Origin of the sequence: Kribbella sp. NPDC004875, assembly GCF_042873375.1 — a bacterium.
In the GTDB taxonomy this organism is placed as follows: domain Bacteria; phylum Actinomycetota; class Actinomycetes; order Propionibacteriales; family Kribbellaceae; genus Kribbella.
This window is the reverse complement of the sequence record NZ_JBIALI010000002.1, coordinates 571310-594737: the sequence shown is the minus strand read 5'-3', so window position 1 is coordinate 594737 and position 23428 is coordinate 571310. Positions and strand designations below refer to the sequence as shown.

The following is a 23428-nucleotide window of genomic DNA, read 5'->3' as shown; positions in this document are numbered from 1 at the left end:
CCCGCCGGCCGGCCGCGCCCAGCGCAGCCTCCGCCGCGGGCGGCGGGACACTACCCGTTCTGCTGTCCGCCGCCTCGCACCACACCTGCGGTACGCCGCCTCGCACCAGACCTGCTGTACGACGACTCGCACCAGACCTGCAGTACGCCGCCTCGCACCAGACCTGCAGTACGCCGCCTCACCAGACCTGCAGTACGCCGACTCGCACCGAACGCCGCTGCGCTGCACGATCCAGCCGCGGCTTGCACTGCCCGTTCGGCGTCCGGCTGACCGCGCCGTAGCAGCAGGGCGCCTGTACGCCGGCTCGCGTCAGACGGCGTCGCGTTGGGCGATCCAGCTGTCGTGTAGTCGTGTGTAGACCCCGCCCGCACCGACGAGCTCGGCGTGCGGGCCGCGTTCGACGATCTCTCCCTCGTCGAACACCAGCACCTCGTCCGCGGCTTCGGCCGTCGACAGACGGTGAGCGATCGTCACCGACGTACGCCCGGCCATCAGCCGCTCGAGCGCAGCGTTCACCCGCACCTCCGTCCCGGGATCGACGGCCGAGGTCGCCTCGTCGAGCACCAGGAGATCCGGGTCCGCGATGTTCGCGCGCACCAGTGCGACCAGCTGCCGCTCCCCCGCCGACAGCGACTCGCCGCGCTGACCGACCGGGGACTCCAGCCCGTCCGGCAGTGACTCCAGCCAGTCGGCCAGACCGAGCGAGTCGAACGCCGTCACGAGCTCCGCGTCGGTGACGTCCGGCCGCCCGAACCGCACGTTCTCCGCGAGCGACGCGTCGAACAGGTACCCGTCCTGCGGCACCATCACGACCCGCTCCCGCAGCGACTCGAACGAGATCTCCTTGGCGTCCACCCCGTCCAGCTTCACCGCCCCGGACGTCGGATCCATCAACCGGGTCAGCAACTTCGCGAACGTCGTCTTCCCCGACCCGGTCTCGCCGACCACCGCGACCCGCCGGTGCGGCTCGATCCGTACGTCGACGTCGCGCAACACCAACTCACCCTCCGGATACGCGAAGTCCACGTCGTCGAACTCGACCGTGATCGGCCCGCGCGGCTGCCGCACGCCTTCGCTCCCCGGGTCCACGACGTCGGCCGGCGTCGCGATCACGCCGAGCACCCGCCGCCAGCCGGCGAACGCGCTCTGTGCGTCGGTCAGCACCTGCGTCGCGATCTGCACCGGGTCCGAGAACAGGGCCACCAGGAACATGAACGCCAGCAGCTCACCCAGCGTCGCCTGCTTGTCCACACCCAGCAGCACGCCGACGGTCAGCACGCCCGCGTTCGCCAGGCCGGCCGCCAGACCACCGATCGAGAACGTCAGACCGGTGATCGCCTGCGCCTTGGTCGCGGTCTTGCGGTAGTCCTCGATGGACGCGTCGATCCGGTCCTGCGTGCGCTTCTCGATCGCGTACGAGCGGACCACCTGCGCGCCGACGACCGGCTCCGCGATCGCCGACAGCATCTCGCCGACCTTCGCGCGGACCACGCCGTACGCCGCCGACATCGCGCGCTGCAGGTACTTGAGGCTGCCGAACAGCGGGACGAAGCAGACCAGCACCACCAGCGCGAGCTGCCAGGAGTAGAAGAACATCACGATCGTCGCGAGCAGCATCTGCCCGAGACTGACCAGGAAGATGAACCCACCGAACTGCAGGAACTGCGACACCGTGTCGACGTCCGAGGTGACCCGGCTGACCAGCGCGCCGCGCCGCTCGGTGCTCTGCGTCAGCACCGGCAGGTCGTGCACATGCCGGAACGCCTTGATCCGCATCGTCGCCAGCCCGTGCTCGGAGTTGACCGCCAGCCGCACGGTCGTCAGGTACGACGCTCCCGCGGTCAGGATCACGCCGAGCGCACAGACCAGGCACATCCAGGCGACATACGACGTGTCCGGACCGCCCGGGCCGGACAACCCCTTGTCGATCGTCTGCTGCACCGCGATCGGTACGACGATCCGCCCGGCCGTCATGGTCAGCGCCAGGATCCCGGTCAGCCACCACCCGCGCGCCAGCTCGGGCGAGACCTTCAGGCCCTCCTTCAGGGTCTGCAGACCGCCCGCGTTGTCGCCGTGATCCAACCGGCTCGCCTCGGCCGCGCTCACGCGGATACCCCTTCCTCGTCGAGTTCCGCTTCTTCCTGACGGCGCTCGGCGTCCTTCTCGTACGCGTCGACCAGGTCCCGGTAGGCGGGTGTGCTCTGCTGCAGTTCGGTGTGCGTGCCGTGCGCCAGGATCCGGCCGTGGTCGAGGAACAGCACCTCGTCGGCCAGCGAGATCGTCGCCTTCCGGTACGCGATCACCAGCACCGTCGTCGCGGCGCCCTCGTCGGCCTGGACCGCGGACCGCAGTCCGGCGAGGATCCGGGCCTCGACCTGCGGGTCCACCGCGCTGGTCGCGTCGTCGAGGATCAGCAGCCGCGGCCGCCGGACCAGCGCCCGCGCCAGCGCGATCCGCTGCCGTTGCCCACCGGACAGCGTCGTACCGCGTTCGCCGACCTTGGTGTCGAGTCCGTCCGCCAGGGACTTCACGAACCCGTCGCCCTGGGCGATCCGCAGCGCGTCCCAGACGTCGTCGTCGCTGTAGTCGCCGCCGAGCGTGATGTTGCCGCGGATCGTGTCGTCGAACAGGAACGCGGTCTGCGCCACCAGCGCGACCGAGCCGGCCAGCTCGTCGCGCGCCAGTTCGCGCAGGTCGATCCCGTCCACCTTGACGGCTCCGGACTCCGGATCCACGAGCCGGGTCAGCATCGTGGTCAAGGTGGACTTGCCTGCCCCCGTCGGGCCGACGACCGCGACCGTGCGGCCCGGCTCGATGGTGAAGTCGACACCGGCGAGTACGTCGCGCTCGGGCAGGTACCCGAACCGGACGCCGGCCACCTGCAGCCGGGCCGCCTTCGCCGACGTCAGCTTCGCCTCGCCGTACTCCATCCCGCCCTCGGCGGTCAGCACCCGCTGCACCCGGTCCCAGCCGACGACCGAGCGTGGGAGCTCGCCGAGCACCCAGCCGAGCGCGCGGATCGGGAACCCGATCAGCGTGAACAGGAACGCCACCTGGACCACGTCACCGGCGTCGGCGCCGCCGGACTTGACCCGCGCGACGCCGACCAGCAGCACCGCGAGCACCCCGAGCCGGGGTAGTCCGTCGATCACCGGGTCGAACATGCCGCGGGCCTTGTTCACCGCGATGTTCGCGTCCCGGAGCGCGTACGTCGGGCCGCGGAAGCGCTCGGTCTCGGCGGCCTCCCGGCCCAGCGTCTTCACCACCAGCGCGCCGTCGAACGACTCGTGCGCGACCTCGGAGACGTCGGCGCGGAGCTGCTGCGCGCGGGTCGCGAGCGGCTGCAGGTAGCGCTGGAAGATCACGTTCGCGACGAAGACCAGCGGGAAGACCAGGCAGCCAACCAGCGCCAGCCAGACGTCGGCGGCGAACATCGCGATGGTCGCGAACACCAGCATCGCGATCACCCCGATCGCCATCGGCAGCGGCGCGATCACGAACCAGGTGGACTCCACGTCGGCGTTCGCGTTCGACAGCAACATGCCGGTCGAGTGCTGGTGGTGCCACTCCAGCGGGAGCTTCAGGTACTGCCGGGTGACCCGGCGGCGGTACGTCGCCTGCAGCCGGAACTGCATCACGCCGGCCCCGAGCCGCCGGCCGACGACGCCGATCGCGTTCAGGATCGCGATGCCGATGAACAGCGAGATCAGCGTCGCGATCGCACCGGCGCTGGTGTCACCGCTCTCGAACGCGGGCCGGATGACGTGGTCGGTGGACCAGCCGAGGGCCCAGCCGCCGGCGACGGTCATCCCGCCGTACAGCATCGAGGCGAGCACGGACAGCGCGAAGATGCCCGGCTCCTCCCAGATCGCGACCCGCAGGACCCCGAACCCCCGCCGGGTGACGCTGCCCTTGTCGGGGACTCTCGGGACAGGCAAGACACGCTCCAGGACAGTCAGGTGCATCTATGAACCACAGACATGACAACGAATGACATTCTGCCTCACCGTTCCGACAACTACGATCGAGTATGTGACCGACTACAGCCGGGTAGAACGACTCGCTCTGTGTGAACTGTTCGACCACGTCGGACCAGCCGCCCCCACCTTGTGCGAGGGCTGGGACGCCTACGACCTCGCGGTGCACCTGTACGTCCGCGAGGCCGACCCGATGGCCGGGCCGGGGATCATGATCCCCGCGCTCGCGGACACCACCGAACGGCGGATGAAACGCGTCAAGGAACGCTTCGGGTTCGCCGAGGTGGTCGACAAGGTCCGCAACGGACCGCCGCCGGTCTCGATCTACGCCCTCCCGAAACTCGGCCACCAGCTGAACACCACCGAGTACTTCGTGCACCACGAGGACGTCCGTCGCGCGCAACCGGAGTACGACGTCCGTGAGCTGCCCGCCGAGCAGCAGGAGGGCCTGTGGAAGGCGGTCCGGCTGGCGGCGAAGACGATGACCCGCAAGTCGCCGACCGGGCTGGTACTCAGCCGGCCCGACGGTACGTCGTCCGTCGCGAAGCGGCCGAACGAACTCGGCTCGGTGACGGTGACGGGTGAGCCCGCCGAGCTCGTGCTGTTCTGCTTCGGACGGCAGCAGGTGGCCGACGTCCAGCTGGACGGTGACGCGGAGGCCGTGGAGCAGCTCCGCAACGCCTCATTTGGAGTGTGACCGCCCGCGCCGGGCGCGCTGCACCAAGCCGCTGACCACAGTGGTCAGGATGACCAGCACGATCGCCGCGAGCACGCCCTGCCACGGCTCGTCGAACAGTGCGTACCCGAGCAGCCCGATCGCCATGTAGACCGCCGCCCACAGCGACGACGCGATCAGGTCGACGACCGCGAACCGCTCCCACTTGTACCCGGCGAGCCCGGCCGCCAGCAGCACCGGAACCCGGCCGCCCGGGATCAGCCGCGAGGTGAGCAGTACGCCGATCTCGTGGTCGGCCAAGCGTTGCCGCAGCGAGTACAGCGAGGCGTTGTCGCGCAGCCAGCCGACCCGCTTGGCCAGCCGCTCACCGCCGAACCGGCACCCGGCGTACACGATCAGGTCGCCGACGTACGCCCCAGCCGCACCGGCGATCAGCACGCCCACGAGCCCGATCGGGTTGCTGTGCGACGCCAGTACGGCGCCTGCCGACACCGCGGCCCCGGTCGGAAGCACCGGGAGCACCGCTCCGACCAGGACTGCCCCGGCCAGCGCGACCAGATACCAGAGATCGAACTTGGTATCGCCCGTCATGCCGATACCTCGATCGAGTCGCCCGGCACCAGGACCTCCACCGTCACCGCGGGATCCACCTCGGCCATCGCGGCCCGGAACCTGTCCCCCGGTGGCAGGAACAGCTCGGGTTTCATCCAGTCGCAGCCGATCGGCCAGAACGTCCCGAAATGGACCGGGATCGCCGTCGACGCCCCGACCCGCCGCACCGCCTCCGCGGCGCGGACCGGATCCAGGTGGCCCGGACCGAGCGACGGCCCCCACCCCCCGACAGGCACCAGCGCCAGGTCGACCACGCCGGCCTCGGCCGCGAGACCGTCGTACAGGTCGGTGTCGCCGGCGAACCAGACGCTCGGCGATCCGTCGATCCGGTAGCCGAGCGCGGGACCGGCGTACGACGACCAGGGCAGCCGGCGACCGTCGTGATGGGCCGTGATCACGGTGATCTCGAGCCCGCCGATCCGCACTCGGTTGCCGGGAGCAACTTCAATGCAACGGTCCGAGTACGCCGCTCCGCTGTCCGCGTGGATCAGCTTGGCCGCACCACGTGGGACCACCAGCGCGGCGTCCGGCGAGATGAACGGCAGCGAGGTGAGATGCAGGTGGTCGGCGTGCATGTGTGACACCAGGACCGCGTCGCAGTCCCCGGCCGCAGGCAACGGCGCCGGGCCGCGGCGCCTGCGCAGGTGCGCGATCCGCTGGGTCAGCACCGGGTCCGTCAGCAGTCGCGTGCCGTTCGCCTCGATGGTGGTGGTGGCATGCCCCCACCATGTCACTCGCATGTCACTCGCATGTGACTCGCACGCTTCAGGCCTCCATCCAGCGGGTGTCCGAGTGCCGCGCAGTAGGCGCAGGGTCCTCAGACGCCCGCTCGGGCTCGACGGGATCTTTCAGATCCTTGCGGTGGCCGAGTTTCTCGAGCCAGTCGATCAGGACCTGATGGACCGCATCGGAGCCTACGGGAGGCTCGTTCAGGACCCAGCGGCACGGGTGCACCAGGACCGCCTCGGTCTGCCAGCCGCCGATCCCGCCGTGGCAGCCGACCAGCTCCTCGAACGCCGCCACCTCCTGGGTGTAGTCGTCGAGCCGGCTCACCACCACGAGGTCACCGTTGTGCGGCATCTCGGCCTGCCGGAGCAGCGACGCCGCCGCGTGCTCGCCGTACGGCGGCAGCGGGTCCTCCCCCTCGACACGTCCGGTCCGCAGCACATGGACCCCGGCCCGCCCGATCGCGACCGGTCCCTCGGCCAGCGAGTCGACGACCACGAACCCGATCCCGGGATGCGTCGCCAGGCCCGGAATCAGCTTCGGGTGCAGCAGCTCGATCTCCTCCAGCGGCACCCGGCCGGGCGTGGTCGCGAGGTAGATCAGAGCCAGGTTGCCGGACGCGGTGACGACCATCTGCTCGTCGGCGGCGACCGTCGGCTCGCAGTCCTTCGGGCCGAGCTCGACCTCGCCGGTCTTCACGTGCAGCGCCTTCCGGGTGACCGATCCGGCCACACTGCGGCGCATGCTCAGCTCGGTGAGGAACGCGTTCACCGGTCCCCAGCCCTCGGACTTGCCGACCGCCTGGACCGGTTCCTTGGTGGTGTCGACCAGATCGTCGACCACCTCGGCGAGGGTCCGCCCGTACCGCTGCAGGAAGGTCGCGCCCTGGCTCTGCCCGTGATCGGACAGCACGACGATCTCGTACGAGTGCGGGAGGATGTCGATGATCCGCTGCAGCGCGCCGAGCACCCGGTCCAGCCCTTCGAGGGTCTGCAGCGACTCCGCGCGGGTCGGGCCGGCGTGGTGCGCGACCTCGTCGTAGTCCACGAAGTCGCAGTAGATCACCGGCGTGCCCTTGACCAGCTCGTCGGTGATCAGCGAGACGTTCAGGTCGCGGAGCAGGACGTTGGTGACCGCGCGCAGGAAGATGTACGCGCCGCCGCGTTTCACCCGCGGCACGAGGCGCCGGACCCGCTGCCGGCGGGCCTGGTGCAGCTCCTTGATCATCTCCGCGACGCACAGGACCAAGCCGCGGGCAGCACCCTGCGGGCTGGAGAAGAACCGCACGTACCCGCGGCTGCGGCTGTCCGGCAGGCCGGCCCGGCTGAACACCAGCTCGCACCGGTCCGCGTCGCCGGACCAGTTGTTGCTGATGCTGACACCGCCGTCGGCGAGCAGGCCACGACCGGTGGACATCCTGTTCTCGATCTCCGCCGCGTCCCGGCCGCGGTTGGTGACCATCACCCGGCCGGTCTCCTTCTCGTACCACCGGAAGGCCGGGATATGCCGCGAACCGCCGTGCAGGATCCCCGCCTGACTCGCCGGCGTCGTCGCCGGGACACCGGTGTGCCAGGACAGCATCGAGTGGTTCCCGTCCCGGATCCAGCCCCCGAGGTTCGGGAGATTCCCGGCCAGGACCATCCAGTTCAGCAGCGGCGCGGACAGGCCGTCGATCTGGACGATCAGCAGGCCGGTCTTCGGTGCCGGCTGGATCCGCCGGGCCCGGCGATGCACGACCCGCATCACCTCCGCGACGTACGCGTCGTCACTGCCGGCGTACGCGACCCAGCCGACGAAGGCGCTCACCGAGGACATCACGATCGCGACCAGCAGCGGCGCTTCGACACCGCCGTGCAGGTCGACGCCGGGGTCGACGGTGATCCCGAGATACACGACCGCGAACTGCGACAGCAGGCCGCCGACCAGGACGCCGATCGAGCCGATCAGCACCGCGATCCCGGCAAGCACCCAGCGCATCAGCACCGAGAACACCGCGAGCAGGACGACCAGACGCAGGATCGCCAGCCGGCCGTCACTGCTGATCTGCGGCAGCAGCCAGAACGTGACGACGAGTGAGATCAGCGAGGCAAGGCCGCCGTACAGCATCGCCTGCAGGCCACGTCCGGTGCGGCGTAGATCAAGCCACACCGGACGTCGCCGCCGGTCTCCGGAGACCTGTTCTGGTGGTTTCGCCATCGCCTGCTTCGTGCTCCCCGTTCCGTACTGCCAGTGGCTGCTGGTGCCAGTACGAGAGTACGGGGTCGCACGGACGGGGTTACTGCACCTCGAGGTAGTCGACCTCCGTGTACTGGTCGCCCTTGGTCAGCCGGATCGTGTTCCACCCCGCGTTCAGCGTCACCGGCACCGAACTCTCGTGCCAGTTGTCCCAACCGGTGACCGGGTAGCTGACCGACCCGGCGTCGTTGCCGTTGACAACGAGGCCGTGACTCGCGGTGGACGCCGAACCGTTGGCGTACCCGACGTGCAGCGTGTAACCGCCCGCGACCGGCGCGAACACGGTGTTCTCAACCCACGAGTCGGCGTAGTCGATGTACGCGACCACCTTCCCGTCGGACGCGCCGGCGGCGTTCTCGCGGACCGTGCAGTGGTTCAGCGTGCCGCGCTCCCCCTCGTACCGGACGCGGCTGCCGCGCACCACCGGGTAGTCGTTCGCCCACCCGACGTCGGCGACGTACAGGTGCCGCGACCCGTTCACCCAACCGTGCATGAACACCTTGTCCCCGACAAAGTCGGCACCACCGGGACCGCACACGTGGCTGTCGAACGTCGCGGTTGTCATCAGCGGCCGGTACGCCGTGGTCCACGGCCCGCCGAGGCTCTTCGAGGTCGCGTACGACGTGAGGTAGTTGCAGTCGTTGTAGCCGCCGCCGGAGAAGAACAACACGTACTGGCTGCCGCGCTGGACCAGGTCCGGCGCCTCGATCACGCCGCTCGAGGTGAGCATCGCGGTGTTGCCGCCGACCAGGGTGCGGCCGTTGTCCGTGGTCCGGGTCAGCCAGAGCGTCGACGGCCGGCTGATCGCGTTGCCGTCGTTCTTCCACACCAGGTAGCGGGTGCCGTCGTTGGCGACGAACGTGTTCGGGTCGATCGCGCCGCCGAGGTCGAGCGGGCAGATCAACGGCTCCGTACCGACCGGCTGGAACGGGCCGAGCGGCGAGGTGGCGGTGGCGACGCCGATGCACTGCCGGCCCGACGCCTTGTGCCAGGCGGTGTAGGTCAGCGTGTAGGTGCCGTCGGCGTTCGGGTAGACGTCCGGCGCCCAGGTGCGGCCGGGCTCGGCCCACGCGCTGGACGGGCCGCCGGGCATCGCGTCGCCGCGGACCGTCCACGGGCCTTCGGCACTCGGCGCGGTGGCGACCGGGACGGTGCCGCGGCCGTTGTTGGTCGAGTACGCGTACCAGGTGCCGTTCTGCTGGAAGACGTCCGGATCCGGGAAGTCCTCGCCGATGATCTCGCTCGGGAACACCGCGGCGGTGGTCGTGGCGTGCACCGGAACCGAGAGGAACGTGGTCAAGCTCAGGGCTGCGACAACGGCAGCCAGAAATCGTCGCATCGCGACTCCTCAGGTGGGGGCGGATACCTGTACGGCGAACTTTTCCATCGATTCACCTGAAACGCGAGAGCTGAATCACTGGACCCTGGCGAACGCGGGGTGGAGACTCCCGCTAGTTGGTTTCCGCCTGGATCGAGGGAGTGTCTCGTGAGTGGTTTACCAAGAGTGTCGGGGCGTGGCCTGGTCGCCGCCGTCGCCGCGGTCGCGGCCGTGGCCGGAGGCTTCGTGGGGCAGTCCGCCGCCGCGCCGACCGCAGTACAAGCAACGCCCTTGCAACAACGGCTGGATGGTCTGCTGAACGACAGCCGGTACGACGGTTCGCAGGTTGCGCTCGTGGTCCGCGACGCGACCACCGGCGAGACGCTGTACGACCGGAACGGCGCCGAGCGGCTGCTGCCCGCGTCGAACACCAAGCTGTTCACCTCGACCGCGGCGATGCACGTCCTCGGCCCGGCGTACCGCTTCCACACCGACGTGCTCGCCACCGCACCCGTCCGCGGTGGGAAGCTGCGCGGTGACCTCTACCTCAAGGGGTACGGCGACCCGACCGCGCTCGAGTCGGACTACGTCGGCCTGGCCAAGCAACTGAAGACGGCCGGCGTACGGCGCGTCGACGGCGACCTGATCGCCGACGACACCTACTTCGACCACGTCCGGCTCGGCGACACGTGGTCCTGGGACGACGAGCCGTACTACTACAACGCCCAGATCTCCGCCCTCACGCTCGCCCCGAACACCGACTACGACTCCGGTACGGCGATTGTGGAGAGCCGGCCCGGCGCGGCTGCCGGGGCACCGCTCCAGTTGAACCTGGTGCCGGCCAACGGCGTGCTGAAGATCGTCAACACCGCGACGACCGGCGCGGCCGGGTCGTCGAACACCCTCAACGTCGAGCGCGACCACGGCACGAACGTCGTCCGGGTCAGCGGCTCGATGCCACTCGGCGCAGCGGTCGACCAGGAATGGACGACCGTCTGGGAGCCCGAGTTGTACGCCGCCGACGTGTTCCGCCGCGCGCTCGCCGCGCAAGGCATCACGGTCAGCGGCCAGATCAAGAACGCAGCCACCCCGACCGGCGCGACCCGGATGGCCCGGGACGAGTCGATGACGGTCGGCGAACTCCTGACGCCGTTCCTGAAGCTGTCGAACAACATGCACGCCGAGACGCTCGTGAAGGCGATGGGTGCGGTCGCCGAGGCCGACGGCAGTTGGCCGGCGGGGCTGGACGTGGTGACGAACTACGCGAAGTCCCTCGGCGTCGACACCAGCCGGATCCGGCTCTCCGACGGCTCCGGCCTCTCGCGCAAGGTCAACGTCACGGCCGGCTCGATCACCGACGTACTGATCGGTGCGCAGAAGGAGTCGTGGTGGAAGCAGTGGTACGACGCGCTGCCGATCGCCGGTAATCCGGAACGGTTCGTCGGCGGGACGCTGCGCAGCCGGATGGCGAACACGCCCGCCGCCAACAACCTGCACGGCAAGACCGGCTCGCTGACCGGCGTCACGTCGCTGTCCGGCTACGTGACGAACAAGGACGGCCGCAAGCTGGTGTTCTCGATGATCAGCAACAACTACCTGAGCAGCCCCCGCTCGATCGAGGACGCGGTCGGCGTAACCCTCGCCTCCTGGTCCGACCAGACACCGCCGGCACCGGTCGCCCAGCTGAAGACCGCCCCGGCGACCACCTGCGACCTGGAGTGGGACAAGGCCTGTTGATCGCCCTGCCTGTTAATAGCCCTGCCTGTTAATGGCTTGGACAGTACGGCGGTCGTTCATCACGATGTGGGGATGACCGTCGTACTGCCCTCGTCGTACACCGTCCGCCCACCGTCGCCACGGGACGCGCAGGCGGTTCTCGACCTGGTGTCCGCGTACAACACCGCGGTGATCGGCTTCGCCGACTACACGCTCGAGGACGCCGAGGACGAGCTGTCCGAGCCCGGCTTCGACCCGGCGACCGAGGGGTGGCTGGTGTCCGAGGGCGACCGGCTGGTCGGGTTCGGGTCGGTCGTCGGCAAGGGCGACCACAGCAACCTCGACCTGGAGATCGTCACCGCCGACCCGCTCGTCGAGCGCTGGCTGCTCGACCGGATCCTGGCCCGCGCGGCCCAGTTCGCCCGTGCGTACGGTCACTCGGCGGTGCAGCTCGACGCGGTCGCCTACCAGGCCGACGCCGTCCGCCGGGAACGCCTTGCGGACTGGGGATTCGAGCGCGGGACCGTGTTCCACCGGATGCGGATCGACCACGACGGTTCGGCCGCCGTGCCCGAGGTCCCGGCCGGAGTGACGGTACGCCGGGGTGCGCCCGACGAGGCGATCCGGCGGGCCGGGCACGCCGTACTGAATGCGTCGTTCGACGGGCAGTTCGGGTTCACACCGCGCTCGTACGACGAGTGGCACGCGTCGCACGAGAACTTCTCGGCGTTCGACTGGTCGCAGCTGACGGTGCTCGAACTGGACGGTGAGGTCGTCGCGATGCGCTCGTGCTCGAACCAGTTCGTCGAGGACGAGAACTGCGGGTACGTCGGCCGCCTCGGCGTACTCGAGAAGGTTCGGGGGCGCGGGCTGGCGAAGTTCCTCCTGCGCGACCAGTTCGCGCTCGACGCGGCAGCCGGGCGGACCGGCACGATCCTGCACGTGGACACGAACAACCCGACTCCGGCGCTCGGCGTGTACCTCTCGGTGGGGATGCGGGCGGTGCTGGTGATGGAGGTCTGGCGGCGCGAGGTGACGGCCGCATGAACCTGCCGCCTGGCTACACGGCCCGGCCGATGGTGCTCGCGGACGCGACAGTGATCGCGGAACGATCCGCGGCGTACACCTCGGCGCTGCTCGGATTCGAGAAGCACAGCCCGGAAGACGTCGCGAACTACCTGCGGGATCCCGGCACCGATCTCGCGACCGACGGCTGGGTGGTGGCCGGCCCGGACGGCGAGTTCGCGGGCTCGGCGACCGCGGTCCCGATCACCGGTGGCACGCACGTGAACGTCGACATCCTGAGCTCGGACATCGCGATCCTCGACTGGCTGCTCGACCAGGCGGAGCGGCGAGCCCGGCTCGTCGGCCGCGACGACGTCGTGGTGAAGGTCGGCGTGATCCGCGAGGACGAACTGCTGCCGAAGGTGCTCGCTCCGCGCGGGTTCACGGTCGGCACCTCCGTGCACCGGATGCGCATCAGCTTCGACGGCCCGATGCCAGTGCCTGATGTGCCCGAGGGCGTCGTCGTACGCCGTGGTGCCCCGGACGAGGCGAGTCGGCGGGCCGCACACGGCGTACTGATGGAGGCGTTCCAGGACCAGCCCGGGACGCTGCCCCGGCCGTTCGAGGAGTGGGCGGCGTCGCGGGAGAGCCGGTCGACGTTCGACTGGTCGCAGGTCACGATCGCCGAGCTCGACGGGCGGGCGGCCGGCGTGACCGAGTGCAACGACAACTTCGTCAGCACCGTCAACTGCGGGTACGTCGGGCGGCTCGCCGTCGTACCGTCCGCTCGGGGACGCGGGCTGGCCAAGTTCCTCCTGCGGGACGCCTTCGCGGTCGACGCCGCCGCTGGGCGCAGCGGCACGATCCTGCACGTCGACACCAGCAACCCGACGCCGGCCGTCGCCCTCTACACCGGCGTCGGCATGCGCCCGGATCTGATCAGCGACATCTGGACCCGCACGATCACCGCCTGAGGATTGCCCCCAGGAGATCTGAGAGATTACTCTCGAAACATGTCTCTCAGAAATCCGTACGGCGATTTCGAGATCACCGACCCGCAGGCGATGCGGGCGCTGGCTCACCCGGTCCGGCTCGCCGCGCTCAGCTACCTGCAGAAGAACGGCCCAGCGACAGCGACTCAGCTGTCCGAGCACGTCGGCGCCTCGCCGTCGGTGACCAGCTGGCATCTCCGGCACCTGGCGAGCTTCGGCCTCGTCACGGACGGCCCACCGCCGACCGGCTCGGACCGGCGGCAGCGCTGGTGGCACGCGGTCGCGCGCGGGTTCCGGTACGAGATGCCGGACACCCCCGACGGCGCCGAGGCCGGCCGGCTGCTGCGCACCGAGATGATGAACCAGGCGCTGGAGGCGGCCCAGCAGTGGCTCGTCGACACCGAGCCGAATCTCTCCCCCGAGTGGAGCCGACTGGCCGGCTCGGCGAACACCCTGCTGGTCGTCACGCCCGCGGAAGCCGAGGCCATCGAGTCGGCGATCGAGGAACTGCTGGCGCCGTACGTGCAGCGTCGGGACAGCGGCGGAACGCCGGACGACGCGCGTCCGCTCCGGCACCTCCGCATCTCCTTGCCTGAAGCAACGGACAGCGAGTGAGCACCACAACCGCCACGAGTCTGTGGCGCGACCGCAGGTTCCGGACGTTCTGGTCCGCGCAGGGCGTCTCCGAGTTCGGCGACCGGATCACCGAACTCGCACTGCCGCTGATCGCGGTCACGCTGCTCGACGCCTCCCCCAGCCAGGTCGGCTTCCTGACCGCTGCGGTCTGGTTGCCGAACCTCGCCTCGCTGTTCATCGGCGCATGGGTCGACCACCGCCGCGACAAGCGCCCGCTGATGATCGCCGCCGACCTGACCCGGACCGTCCTGCTGCTCACGCTTCCGGTCGCCTTCTGGCTCGACCTCCTGACCCTCGGCCAGCTCTACGCGGTCGCGATCCTGGCCGGTACGGCGCATGTCGTGTTCAACACCGCCTACGCGGCGTTCTTCGTCCGGCTGGTCGATCGGGACCAGTTCCTCGAGGCGAACAGCAAGTTGTCGGCGACGCGCTCGATCTCGTTCATGGGTGGGCCCGCGGTCGGCGGTCTGCTGGTGCAATGGCTGAGCGCGCCGATCGCGTTCGTCGTCGATGCGTTGACGTTCGTGTTCTCCGCCGTACAGATCAGCCGGCTGAAGATCGGGCCCGGGGCGTCGGAGGAGTCGAGTGAGCCGCTCCTCAAGCGGGCAGCGGCCGGGATGCGGTACGTGTTGAAGCACCCGTACCTGAGTCGCAGCCTGGCGTGCGCGACGACGGTCAACTTCTTCAACCTGATGAGCATCGCGCTGCTCGTACTGTTCGCGAGCCGCAACCTGGGTCTGTCCGCGGGGACTATCGGTCTGGCGTTCGGAGTCGGGGCGACGGGCGGATTGCTGGGAGCCGTCACCGCATCGCCGCTCAGCCGGCGGTTCGGCGCCGGTCCGGTGATCGCGCTGGGCGCCGTCGTCTTCCCCGGTGCGATCGCGATCGCGGCACTCGCCGGTGGGCCGACGTGGCTCAAGGCCGTCGCGGTGGCGGCGTCCGAGTTCATCGGGGCGTTCGCGGTGATGTGTTTCGACGTACCGCTGAACTCGTTGCAGGCGGCGGTCATCCACGACCACATGCGGAGCCGGGTCGCGGGGGCCTTCAGCAGCATCAACTACGGCATCCGGCCGCTCGGCGCGGTCGCCGGCGGATTCCTCGGCACCTGGATCGGTGTCCGCGAGACCCTCCTGGTGTCCGCGGCCGGCGGCCTGTTGTCCGTACTGTGGCTGGTCGGCTCCCCGATCATCCGCACCCGCTCACTGGACGACCTGGAGCCACCACCTCTGCAGCCAAGCCTCTGAGGATCCGGCGACACAGAGGACGAGGTACTCCGAGAGAGTCCTCGGAGTACCTCGTCGGGGTTGTTCGTCAGTCCTCGATCAGTTCCTCGACCACCTGGACCTTGGCGACGGTCTTGCGGAGCGGGACCTCCTTGATCAGCAGGACCGAGATCAGGCTGACCACGGCACATGCGGCCGCGATCAGGAAGACCCGGCCGGTCGCGTCGCCGTACGCGTGCCGGACCAGCTCGGCGAGCTGCGGCGGCAGGTGGTTCACGTCCAGCAAGCTGGTGCCGCCACCTTCCTGCAGCTTCCGGGCCGCCTCGGCACCGTTCGGACCGGCCAGCAGTCCGGCGACGATCAGGTCCTTGACCCGCGCGGCGAGCACCGCACCCAGCGCCGAGACGCCGACCGCACCGCCCAGGCTGCGGAAGAACGCGACGGTCGCGGACGATGCACCGATCTGCGTCACGTCGACGGTGTTCTGCACGGCGAGCACCAGGTTCTGCATCGTCATCCCCATGCCGAGACCCATCGCCAGCATGCCCAGTCCGACGAACCAGTACGGCGTGGTGTGGTCGATCGTGCCGAGCAGCAGCAGACCGGCGAGCAGCAGGATGCCACCGGCGACGAGGTACCGCTTCCACTTCCCGTACCGGGTGATCAGCTGACCCGAACCCGCCGAGCCGACGAACGACCCGAGCATCATCGGGATCGTCAGCAGGCCGGCCTCGGTCGGGCTGTAGCCGCGGGCGATCTGGAAGTACTGCCCGAGGAACAGCGCGCTGCCGAACATCGCGACACCGACCGCGAGGCTGGCGATGATCGCCAGTGCGGTGGTGCGCTCCCGGACGACCTTCAGCGGGACCAGCGGCTCCGCGACCCGGCTCTCCACCAGGACCGCGAGGAAGCCAACCACCAAGGTGCCGCCGACGAACAGCGCCGACTGCCAGGACATCCAGGCGAAGTCACTGCCGGCGAACGAGACCCACAGCAGCGGCAGGCTCGCCGCGATGCTGATCAGGACGGCGCCGAGGTAGTCGATCTTCACCTGACGCTTGATGACCGGGAGCCGCAGGTACTTCTGCAGGACCACCAGGCTGACCACGGCCAGCGGGACACACACGTAGAAACACCAGCGCCAGCCGAGCCACGAGGTGTCGACGATCACGCCACCGATCAGCGGGCCGCTGACGGTCGCGACCGCCATCACGGCACCCATGTAACCGGAGTACCGGCCCCGCGACCGGGGTGGGATCGCGGCGCCGATGATGGCCTGGGCGAGCGCCATCAGACCGCCCATCGCAAGGCCCTGCAGGACGCGGGCGCCGAGCAGGAACGGCACGTTGTGGGACAGACCGGCCAGCGCCGACCCGATCACGAAGACCGAGATCGCCAGCTGGACCAACAGCTTCTTGCTCACCAGGTCCGACAACTTGCCCCAGATCGGGGTGGACACCGTGGTGGCCAGCAGGCTCGCGGTGAGGACCCAGGTGTACTGCGTCTGGGAGCCTTCGAGGTCGGCGATGATCGTCGGCAGGGCGTTGCTGACGATCGTCGAGCTGAGCATCGCCGTGAACAGCGCGGCGAGCAGCCCGATCAGGATCTCGAGGATCTCGCGGTGGGTGAGTTCCGGCGCAGCGGGCGTCTGCTGCTGCCGGGTCTCGGTGACAGTCATTACTCTCCAGTCTTGGACGTTTGCCTCACGGCCTGGTTCGCCTCGGTGATCGCGCGGGCGACCCGCTGCAGGGTCTGCCCCGCAGCGACCAGCGCGTCGTCGTCGAGGTCTTCCAGGGCGTTCCGAAGTTGCTGGGTGTAGGACGAGTACATCGCCTGGAGCCGGGACCGGCCCTGCGGCGCCAGGCTGACCAGCCCGACCCGCGCATCGGCCGGATCGGGCCGACGGCTCACCAGACCGTCGGCCTCCAGCGTGGTCAGTTGGCGGCTCACCACCGACGGATCGACACCGAGCTTCGCGGCGATCTCCCCGCCACGCTGCTCACCGTCCTTCGCCAGCACCTTGAGCACACTCGCATCGGACCGCCGCAGCCCGACATCGGGCATCAGATTCCGGTGCTCGATACACCGCACGGCCCGAATCAGGGAGCTGACCCCTTCGATCAACTCATGAGCAGCCGGATCCCGCTCTACCCCCGGGACAAGGGGTTGCTGAGCTAGTTGCATAACCCAACTATATACCCGACTAGTTGGTTTCCACAACCATATGCACACCCTGTGGAAAACCCACTACCCCCAGTACGCCCCCGCCGCAGTACGCCTCTCCGGCCCCGCCGCGCCCTGCCGCCCGGAGCGACAGCACCCGGGGCTAGGCACACCCAATCGTGGGTGGAGGCAGGAAATAACAGGTCCCCACACACCATTTCTTGTCCCCAGCCCCCACGACCGGCAGCTCAGGGGTACGCAGGCTCGGAAGGCACCCCACCTCGGGAGGCACCCCACCTCGGGAGGCACGCCGGCTCCGGAGGTACGCCGGCTCGCGCCGTACCCCGAGCCCCGCCGTACCTCAGCTTGCGCGACGGCCCAGCACCACACCACCCGCCCCGAGCGACAGCACCCGGGACCAGGCACACCCAATCGTGGGTGGAGACAGGAAATAACAGGTCCCCACACACCACTTCCTGTCCCCAGCCCCCACGACCCGGCGGGCTCAGGGGGTACACAGGCTCGGGAGATACCTCAGCTCCGGAGGCACACCGGCTCGCGCCGTACCCCGAACCCCGCCGTACCCCAGCCTGCACGACAGGCCAGCACCACACCACCCGCCCCGAGCGACAGCACCCGAGACTAGGCACACCCAATGGTGGGTGGAGACAGGAAATAACAGGTCCCCACACACCATTTGCTGTCCCCGGTCCCCACGACCGGCGGCTCCGGGGGTATGCAGGCTTGCGAGGTACGCCAGCTTGGAGGTACGCCAGCTCGGGAGGCACGCCAGCTCGGGAGGCACGCCGGCTCGCGCCGCGCCCCAAACCCCGCCGCACCTCGCCTTGCGCGACGGGCCAGCACCACACCACCCGCCCCGAGCGACAGCACCCGGGACTGGAGACCCCAACAGTGTCTGGCGACAGGAAATAGCAGGTCTCCACACACCAGTTGTTGTCCCCAGCCCCCTCGGCCGGCGGGCTCGGGGGTACGCCGGCTCGCGCCCTACCGCGTGCCTTGGCGTACCTCAGCTTGTGCGGCGGATCGGCGCCGCTGCGTCCGCCAGTGGGACAGCGCTCGGGAGTGGAGACAGCCAATGGTGGGTGGGGACAGGAAATAGCAGGTCTCCACCCACCAGTTGTTGTCTCCAGTCACCACGAGCGGATGGCGCGGGTGGCGTGCTCCGGCTCGTGGGCTGGTGGGCTTAGCCGAGGTCGGTGTTCAGGCGGGTCAGGAGGCGGGAGAGGTCTGCCAGGTCGGTGGGGGTCCAGCGGTCGAGGATGGCGCGGAACTCGGTTTGGCGTTGAGTGCGCATGGCTTCGTAGCGTTCGGCGCCGGTGGTGGTGAGGCGGAGGAGGCGGGCGCGGCCGTCGTCGGGGTCGCCTACGCGTTCGATCAGGCCGAGGTTCTCGAGTTGGGTGATGCCGCGGCTGACGGTCGACTTGTCGAGGCCGAGGACGTGCGCGACGTCGGAGGCGCGAACGCCGGCGCCGTTCCCGGTGCCCAGCTCGATCTGCGAGATCAGGGCGTAGCCGGCGGCGTCCATCTCGGGGTGTACGCGGCGGGCCAGGCGGAGGGAAGCCGACCGCGAGCGGCGGAACAGCGCCGAGAGTTCCTGCTCGACCGCAGCCACCAACTCCTCCGACCGTTCACCGTCTCCCGAGCGGGTGCGGTTGGGGGTTTGGTCGGTGTGGGCGGGGGTGGTCATCGGACGACGATCCCGGCGTCTCGGAGGGCTTTCTTGACGTCCGCGATTCGGAATTCGCCGAAGTGGAAGACGGTGGCCGCCAGTACGGCGTCCGCGCCGGCCTGGACCGCCGGCGGGAAGTGCTCGGGGGCGCCCGCTCCGCCGCTGGCGATCAGCGGTACGTCGACCACCGCCCGGACCGCCTTGATCAGCTCCAGGTCGAAGCCCTGCTTGGTCCCGTCGGCGTCCATCGAGTTCAGCAGGATCTCGCCCGCACCGAGCTCGCATCCGCGCTGGACCCACTCGATCGCGTCCAGCCCGGCCGACCTCCGGCCACCGTGGGTGGTGACCTCGAACCCGCTCGGCTGCTCCGCGGACCGCCGTACGTCGAGGGACAGTACGAGCACCTGATTGCCGAACCGGTGCGCGATCTCGCGAATCACCTCCGGCCGCGCGATCGCACCGGTGTTGATCCCGATCTTGTCCGCACCCGCGCGCAACAGGCGGTCCACGTCAGCCGCCTCGCGCACCCCGCCGCCGACCGTCAGCGGGATGAACACCTGCTCGGCGGTACGCCGGACGACGTCGTACGTCGTCTCGCGCGACCCGGACGACGCGGTGATGTCGAGGAAGGTGAGCTCGTCCGCGCCCTCACCGTCGTACACCTTCGCCATCTCGACCGGATCGCCCGCGTCGCGCAGGTCGATGAAGTTGACGCCCTTGACCACGCGGCCGGCGTCGACGTCCAGGCAGGGAATGACTCGTACGGCAAGGCTCACGCGGCCAAGCGTAGCGGTCAGACCGAAGCCACCAGACCGATGACCGCCCCGAGCACGATCACAGCGGACAGCACGCCGATGATCAGCAGCATCCGATTGCCGCCGCCCGGCGGAGCCCCCGGGAAATCGGGCAGGTTGAACATCCTGGTGACCCGCTGCGGCAACGGCACGCCGCGCTGCCCCGCTGCCAGCAACGCATCCCTCAGCAGCGGAAGCACCTGCGGCGATACCGGCAAGGTGATCAGTACGTCGGTCACGTCGTCACGCAGGCCCAAACCGGTGGTCCCGCTCTGGCTGCGCTCGCAGCGCACGCCGGCGATCCTGGCCAGGTCCAGCGACTGCCGCCCGAGCAACGTCCATACCTCGAGGTAGTGTCCACGGATCCGTGGACGGAACCCAAGGTTCGCGACGAGCAGAGTCGCCGCGGCAAGCCCGAGCGCAGTCGCGACCATCACGACGGTTGCGAGGCGCGCAGCGGCGACGCCGTCAGGCTGCAAGGAGGGGACAACGGCAAGCACCAGCGTGACCGCACCGGCGACGGCGTACCGGACCTTCGCCGGAATCCGCCGTGGCTTCACTTCGTCCAGATCCGGGCGATGAGCGGCCATGCGATCAGGATGCCGACTGCAGAGGTCACCAGCCGCGTCAGGACGAACCGCACGCCGCGCTGCCGCAGCGCGGGATCGACACCGATCTCACGCGGCAGGTCCATCGCCCGCATCGTCGCCCGCCGCTCGATCGGCAGGCCGGTCAGTGCCGCCACTTCCTCGAGCGTCCCGGTCGGCCAGAGCCAGCGCGGCGCCGCGATCCGGTTCCCGTCGGCGGCGAGCAGCACCAGCGCGCCGGGCATCAACGGCGTGAACCGATCGACCAGCAGCACCCGCCGCACCTGCCCGCGCGGCAGCACCTTGCGGACTCCCCAACCGCTCGCGCGGTAGCTGATCGACGCGTCGTCGACGGTCAGCTCAGCGCCGCGGGCCGCAGTCCAGAACACGAGCGCCGTCGCGGCGAGCAGTACGACGAACAGCACGGCAGCCACCGCCGGACTCACGGCCCACGCCGCGAGCGAGACGCACAGGATGGCGATCAGTACGCCGTACTGCCCGAGGAGGTACCAGAACGAGCCTCCGGCCGAGGCGATGCTCGGCCGGAGGACGATCGGGGTCACTTACTTCCAGGCCCGGCGACGGTCGTCGGTGGACCTCATCGGCCGGGTCGACTCCCAGACGCGGCGCCAGCGCGCGGCCTCCGGGCCGGTCTGCGACGGGGACGCGCCGATCGCCGCGCGGCGGCGGGCCTCGTACCAGGTGGTCGATTCCTCGTCGAGGAGCGCCGACACCGCGGCCGAGATGCGGGGAGCGAAGTCGCGAGCGCTCTCCCCCTCGGCGGGCCGCAGCGGGTCGCCGTACCGGACGTGCACTGCCGGGCGGCCGGGGATCGGCCAGCCGCGGCCACGCGGCATCGCGGCGAACGAGCCCTTGATACCGACCGGGATGATCGGCACGTCGTGCTCGACGGCGAGGTACGCCGCTCCCATCCGGAACCGCTGCACCCAGCCGTCCGGTGAGCGGGTGCCCTCCGGGAACACGACCACGTTCCACCCGTCCGCGAGCAGGTCACCCGGGGTCGAGCTCATCTTGCCGCCGCGGCGCTCGATCGGGAACGTGTTGAACACGATCGCCGACCCGGCCGCCCGCCACCAGGTGTCGAAGAAGTAGTCGGCGGCGGCGGCGAACGCGGTCTTGCGGCGCATCGCGTCCGGAAGCGACAGCAGCAGCAACGGGGTGTCGAGGTGCGAGGAGTGGTTCGCGACGATGATCGCCGGACCGTCCAGCTTGAGCAGCGAGTCCAGTCCGCTGACCTGCGGGCTGACCTCGAAGTTCAGGACCGCGTTCAGCGGGCCCTTCTGGATCAGGTCGCGGACGGCGATCGCGGCCGGCGTCCGCGCCCACTTGGTCGGGAAGACCGAGGTCTCCTTGGGGATCACGTACGGCTCGGCGGACCGTGGTACCTGCGGCCGCCGGCCCCAGCGCCACCCGCGCGCGACCTGCTTCACGTCCCGCGCGGTGTCGCGGGAGAACTTCACCAGACTGGTGCCCATCAGCGCACGTCCGCGAGCAGGTGCGGCGGGTTGTGCAGGTAGGTGATGGACGGCGACCGGCCGACCGAGTGGCTGACCATCTCGAGCGCGTCCTGCAGCGTCGACGCGGACCGGAAGCCCATCCGCTCGACCGCCTTGCGGTTCCCGCCGACCCAGACGATGTCGCCGCAGTGGTCCAGCGCGTGCGAGATCCAGTACCACATGTAGAACGGGTGCACGCCGTGATACGCGTACGACGTCCGGTACAGGTGGATGTACCACGGGTCCTCGGCGTACTGCTTCTCGAACTTCGCCTCGATCGTCGCCGGGTCGGTGCTCTCCGAGAGCACCTCCTCGAAGAAGTCGACGTACGACGGGTGGTGCAGCTGGCTGAACTCGTAGTCAACCGGGTGGTACAGGATCACCGCGCCGTCCTTGCGGACGACCGGGTTGCCCCGGTACGAGTTGAAGTAGTACCCGAGGCCCATGCAGGCGGCCAGGATCGGGTTCATCACCGAGTTCACGTTGTACGGGCCGATGAACGGCACGCCCATGATCGCGACGTCGGACTGGCCCTGCACCTCGACCAGGTGCTGGCGGTGGACGGCCTCGATGGTCTTCTCGTGCACCGGCTCGATGGCGCCGGCGTTGATCCCGGTCAGGCCGTAGTTCGAGCGGACGTCGGTGAAGATCTTGTGCCGCAGCTTGGCCGGCGCGGCCGCGAGCGCCCGCTTGGTGCCGAGCATCGAGGCCTGGTCCTTGATCGACCACTCCCACTCGCGCTTCTGCAGGAACTCCAGCGGTCCGCCGAAGATGTCGTTGTTCAGCGTGGTCTCGATCTGGAACACCTTGACGTGCTGGGTGAGGATCTCGCCCATCCGCCAGGCGGAGTGGTGCATCTTCGACGCCTTGTGGTCCATGAACGACCGCGAGTGGATCATCGTGTGGCTGTTGTGGTGGTGCTTCAGCGACTTGTACGACGCCAGTCCGATCGAGGTGGACTTGTGGCCACCGTCCATCGCCACCAGGTTCACGTTCACGTAGACCAGCAGGTCGGACTCGGCCGCCCGCTTCGAGATCTCCACGTCCTCGCCGTGCCGGGTCTGACCCAGGTGGGTCAGGTTGTCGGCGTCCTCGGCGTCGAAGTTGTAGAGCTTCCCGTCGGGGAAGAACGAGCGGAAGACGCGCTCGCCGACGATCTCGCGCAGCTCGTTCGGGGTCAGCCGGCGGTGCAGCGCGTTCGCCGAGATCAGCTCGACGTCGTCGACACCGGCCCGCGCGGCCAGCTCCAGCACGGCCTCGATGACCCGCTGCCGGATGTCCGGCTTCTTCATCGGCGGCAGCGGCAGCGAGATGTCGTCGAACGCGATCGTCAGCTTCATCCCGGCGCGCAGCAGCTCGGGCAGCGGCTCGGAGTCGATCGGGTTCAGCAGCGCGTTCTGGATCGCCTCGTCGACGTCGCGGACGGGGGGCAGCGCCTCGGGCGGGTACACCACACGGGTGCCTTGCGGGAAACGCTCCAGCAGGAAACCCTCACCGTTGTGCACGAGCAGCGGGGGCGTCCGGTCGTCCACCTCGAGCACGAAACCTGGCCGGGACATGT

General features: G+C 69.5%; 20 protein-coding genes. 6 read left to right on the top strand and 14 right to left on the bottom strand.

The window, feature by feature from the left end:
• Window positions 1-309: 309 nt before the first annotated feature.
• On the bottom strand, window positions 310-2106 hold the full coding sequence (locus ACFYRH_RS13875; RefSeq protein WP_387773334.1) for an ABC transporter ATP-binding protein: 1797 nt from the start codon (window positions 2104-2106) through the stop codon (window positions 310-312).
• Window positions 2103-3938 (bottom strand): ABC transporter ATP-binding protein, encoded by a 1836-nt coding sequence (locus ACFYRH_RS13870; RefSeq protein ID WP_387773331.1) that lies wholly within the window; start codon window positions 3936-3938, stop codon window positions 2103-2105. Before ACFYRH_RS13870 ends, ACFYRH_RS13875 begins: the two co-directional genes overlap by 4 nt.
• A 94-nt stretch (window positions 3939-4032) precedes the next feature.
• Here ACFYRH_RS13870 and ACFYRH_RS13865 point away from each other — a divergent pair, with 94 nt between their 5' ends.
• Window positions 4033-4674 carry a TIGR03085 family metal-binding protein gene (locus ACFYRH_RS13865; protein ID WP_387773328.1) on the top strand — a complete coding sequence of 214 codons (642 nt, stop codon included), beginning with the start codon at window positions 4033-4035 and terminating at the stop codon, window positions 4672-4674.
• Here ACFYRH_RS13865 and ACFYRH_RS13860 read toward each other — a convergent pair.
• The 4 genes from ACFYRH_RS13860 to ACFYRH_RS13845 all read right to left on the bottom strand — a co-directional run bounded on the left by ACFYRH_RS13860 (window position 4660) and on the right by ACFYRH_RS13845 (window position 9565).
• Complete coding sequence (locus ACFYRH_RS13860; protein WP_387773325.1) at window positions 4660-5244, bottom strand: DedA family protein; 585 nt, start codon at window positions 5242-5244, stop codon at window positions 4660-4662. The two genes, ACFYRH_RS13865 and ACFYRH_RS13860, sit on opposite strands and share 15 nt — an antisense overlap.
• Window positions 5241-6005 carry an MBL fold metallo-hydrolase gene (locus ACFYRH_RS13855; RefSeq protein WP_387773322.1) on the bottom strand — a complete coding sequence of 255 codons (765 nt, stop codon included), beginning with the start codon at window positions 6003-6005 and terminating at the stop codon, window positions 5241-5243. Before ACFYRH_RS13855 ends, ACFYRH_RS13860 begins: the two co-directional genes overlap by 4 nt.
• Window positions 6006-6030: 25 nt before the next feature.
• Window positions 6031-8187: an alkaline phosphatase family protein gene (locus ACFYRH_RS13850; protein ID WP_387773319.1), complete on the bottom strand. Its 2157-nt coding sequence runs from the start codon at window positions 8185-8187 to the stop codon at window positions 6031-6033.
• Between the two features lie 79 nt (window positions 8188-8266).
• On the bottom strand, window positions 8267-9565 hold the full coding sequence (locus tag ACFYRH_RS13845) for a family 43 glycosylhydrolase (RefSeq protein ID WP_387773316.1): 1299 nt from the start codon (window positions 9563-9565) through the stop codon (window positions 8267-8269).
• 147 nt (window positions 9566-9712) lie between these two features.
• Here ACFYRH_RS13845 and dacB point away from each other — a divergent pair, with 147 nt between their 5' ends.
• The 5 genes from dacB to ACFYRH_RS13820 all read left to right on the top strand — a co-directional run bounded on the left by dacB (window position 9713) and on the right by ACFYRH_RS13820 (window position 15137).
• On the top strand, window positions 9713-11281 hold the full coding sequence (gene dacB / locus ACFYRH_RS13840; protein ID WP_387773313.1) for a D-alanyl-D-alanine carboxypeptidase/D-alanyl-D-alanine-endopeptidase: 1569 nt from the start codon (window positions 9713-9715) through the stop codon (window positions 11279-11281).
• Window positions 11282-11353: 72 nt separating this feature from the next.
• On the top strand, window positions 11354-12307 hold the full coding sequence (locus tag ACFYRH_RS13835; RefSeq protein ID WP_387773310.1) for a GNAT family N-acetyltransferase: 954 nt from the start codon (window positions 11354-11356) through the stop codon (window positions 12305-12307).
• A complete protein-coding gene (locus ACFYRH_RS13830) occupies window positions 12304-13239 on the top strand; it encodes a GNAT family N-acetyltransferase (protein ID WP_387773307.1) in 936 nt (311 codons plus the stop codon). Before ACFYRH_RS13835 ends, ACFYRH_RS13830 begins: the two co-directional genes overlap by 4 nt.
• A gap of 39 nt (window positions 13240-13278) precedes the next feature.
• The gene (locus ACFYRH_RS13825; protein ID WP_387773304.1) at window positions 13279-13872 is read left to right on the top strand and encodes an ArsR/SmtB family transcription factor; all 594 of its coding nucleotides are present in this window, start codon (window positions 13279-13281) and stop codon (window positions 13870-13872) included.
• Window positions 13869-15137, top strand: coding sequence for an MFS transporter (locus tag ACFYRH_RS13820; protein ID WP_387773301.1), 1269 nt, complete (start codon window positions 13869-13871; stop codon window positions 15135-15137). Before ACFYRH_RS13825 ends, ACFYRH_RS13820 begins: the two co-directional genes overlap by 4 nt.
• 67 nt (window positions 15138-15204) lie before the next feature.
• On the opposite strand, the gene ACFYRH_RS13815 is transcribed toward ACFYRH_RS13820, so the two are convergent.
• The 8 genes from ACFYRH_RS13815 to ACFYRH_RS13780 form a co-directional block, all read right to left on the bottom strand.
• Window positions 15205-16794: an MDR family MFS transporter gene (locus ACFYRH_RS13815; protein WP_387773298.1), complete on the bottom strand. Its 1590-nt coding sequence runs from the start codon at window positions 16792-16794 to the stop codon at window positions 15205-15207.
• Window positions 16794-17180, bottom strand: a complete 387-nt coding sequence (locus ACFYRH_RS13810) for a MarR family winged helix-turn-helix transcriptional regulator (protein WP_387773295.1) — start codon at window positions 17178-17180, stop codon at window positions 16794-16796. Before ACFYRH_RS13810 ends, ACFYRH_RS13815 begins: the two co-directional genes overlap by 1 nt.
• A gap of 1303 nt (window positions 17181-18483) precedes the next feature.
• Window positions 18484-18987, bottom strand: a complete 504-nt coding sequence (locus ACFYRH_RS13805; RefSeq protein WP_387773292.1) for a MarR family winged helix-turn-helix transcriptional regulator — start codon at window positions 18985-18987, stop codon at window positions 18484-18486.
• Complete coding sequence (gene hisF / locus ACFYRH_RS13800) at window positions 18984-19745, bottom strand: imidazole glycerol phosphate synthase subunit HisF (protein WP_387773289.1); 762 nt, start codon at window positions 19743-19745, stop codon at window positions 18984-18986. Before hisF ends, ACFYRH_RS13805 begins: the two co-directional genes overlap by 4 nt.
• 17 nt (window positions 19746-19762) lie before the next feature.
• Entirely contained in the window at window positions 19763-20353 is a 591-nt protein-coding gene (locus ACFYRH_RS13795) for a hypothetical protein (protein ID WP_387773286.1), read from the bottom strand.
• On the bottom strand, window positions 20320-20913 hold the full coding sequence (locus tag ACFYRH_RS13790; protein WP_387773283.1) for a hypothetical protein: 594 nt from the start codon (window positions 20911-20913) through the stop codon (window positions 20320-20322). Before ACFYRH_RS13790 ends, ACFYRH_RS13795 begins: the two co-directional genes overlap by 34 nt.
• Window positions 20914-21846, bottom strand: coding sequence for a lysophospholipid acyltransferase family protein (locus tag ACFYRH_RS13785; protein WP_387773280.1), 933 nt, complete (start codon window positions 21844-21846; stop codon window positions 20914-20916).
• Complete coding sequence (locus ACFYRH_RS13780) at window positions 21846-23426, bottom strand: lactate racemase domain-containing protein (protein WP_387773277.1); 1581 nt, start codon at window positions 23424-23426, stop codon at window positions 21846-21848. Before ACFYRH_RS13780 ends, ACFYRH_RS13785 begins: the two co-directional genes overlap by 1 nt.
• Window positions 23427-23428 lie beyond the last annotated feature (2 nt).

What these genes read in the sequence shown, in the direction of transcription:
- ACFYRH_RS13780 (WP_387773277.1), bottom strand. Translation starts at nt 23,426, where the DNA reads ATGTCCCGGCCAGGTTTCGTGCTCGAGGTGGACGACCGGACGCCCCCG.
- ACFYRH_RS13835 (WP_387773310.1), top strand. Translation starts at nt 11,354, where the DNA reads ATGACCGTCGTACTGCCCTCGTCGTACACCGTCCGCCCACCGTCGCCA.
- ACFYRH_RS13785 (WP_387773280.1), bottom strand. Translation starts at nt 21,846, where the DNA reads ATGGGCACCAGTCTGGTGAAGTTCTCCCGCGACACCGCGCGGGACGTG.
- ACFYRH_RS13825 (WP_387773304.1), top strand. Translation starts at nt 13,279, where the DNA reads ATGTCTCTCAGAAATCCGTACGGCGATTTCGAGATCACCGACCCGCAG.
- ACFYRH_RS13805 (WP_387773292.1), bottom strand. Translation starts at nt 18,987, where the DNA reads ATGACCACCCCCGCCCACACCGACCAAACCCCCAACCGCACCCGCTCG.
- ACFYRH_RS13795 (WP_387773286.1), bottom strand. Translation starts at nt 20,353, where the DNA reads ATGGCCGCTCATCGCCCGGATCTGGACGAAGTGAAGCCACGGCGGATT.
- ACFYRH_RS13810 (WP_387773295.1), bottom strand. Translation starts at nt 17,180, where the DNA reads ATGCCCGATGTCGGGCTGCGGCGGTCCGATGCGAGTGTGCTCAAGGTG.
- ACFYRH_RS13830 (WP_387773307.1), top strand. Translation starts at nt 12,304, where the DNA reads ATGAACCTGCCGCCTGGCTACACGGCCCGGCCGATGGTGCTCGCGGAC.
- ACFYRH_RS13850 (WP_387773319.1), bottom strand. Translation starts at nt 8,187, where the DNA reads ATGGCGAAACCACCAGAACAGGTCTCCGGAGACCGGCGGCGACGTCCG.
- ACFYRH_RS13855 (WP_387773322.1), bottom strand. Translation starts at nt 6,005, where the DNA reads ATGCGAGTGACATGGTGGGGGCATGCCACCACCACCATCGAGGCGAAC.
- ACFYRH_RS13845 (WP_387773316.1), bottom strand. Translation starts at nt 9,565, where the DNA reads ATGCGACGATTTCTGGCTGCCGTTGTCGCAGCCCTGAGCTTGACCACG.
- ACFYRH_RS13815 (WP_387773298.1), bottom strand. Translation starts at nt 16,794, where the DNA reads ATGACTGTCACCGAGACCCGGCAGCAGCAGACGCCCGCTGCGCCGGAA.
- ACFYRH_RS13860 (WP_387773325.1), bottom strand. Translation starts at nt 5,244, where the DNA reads ATGACGGGCGATACCAAGTTCGATCTCTGGTATCTGGTCGCGCTGGCC.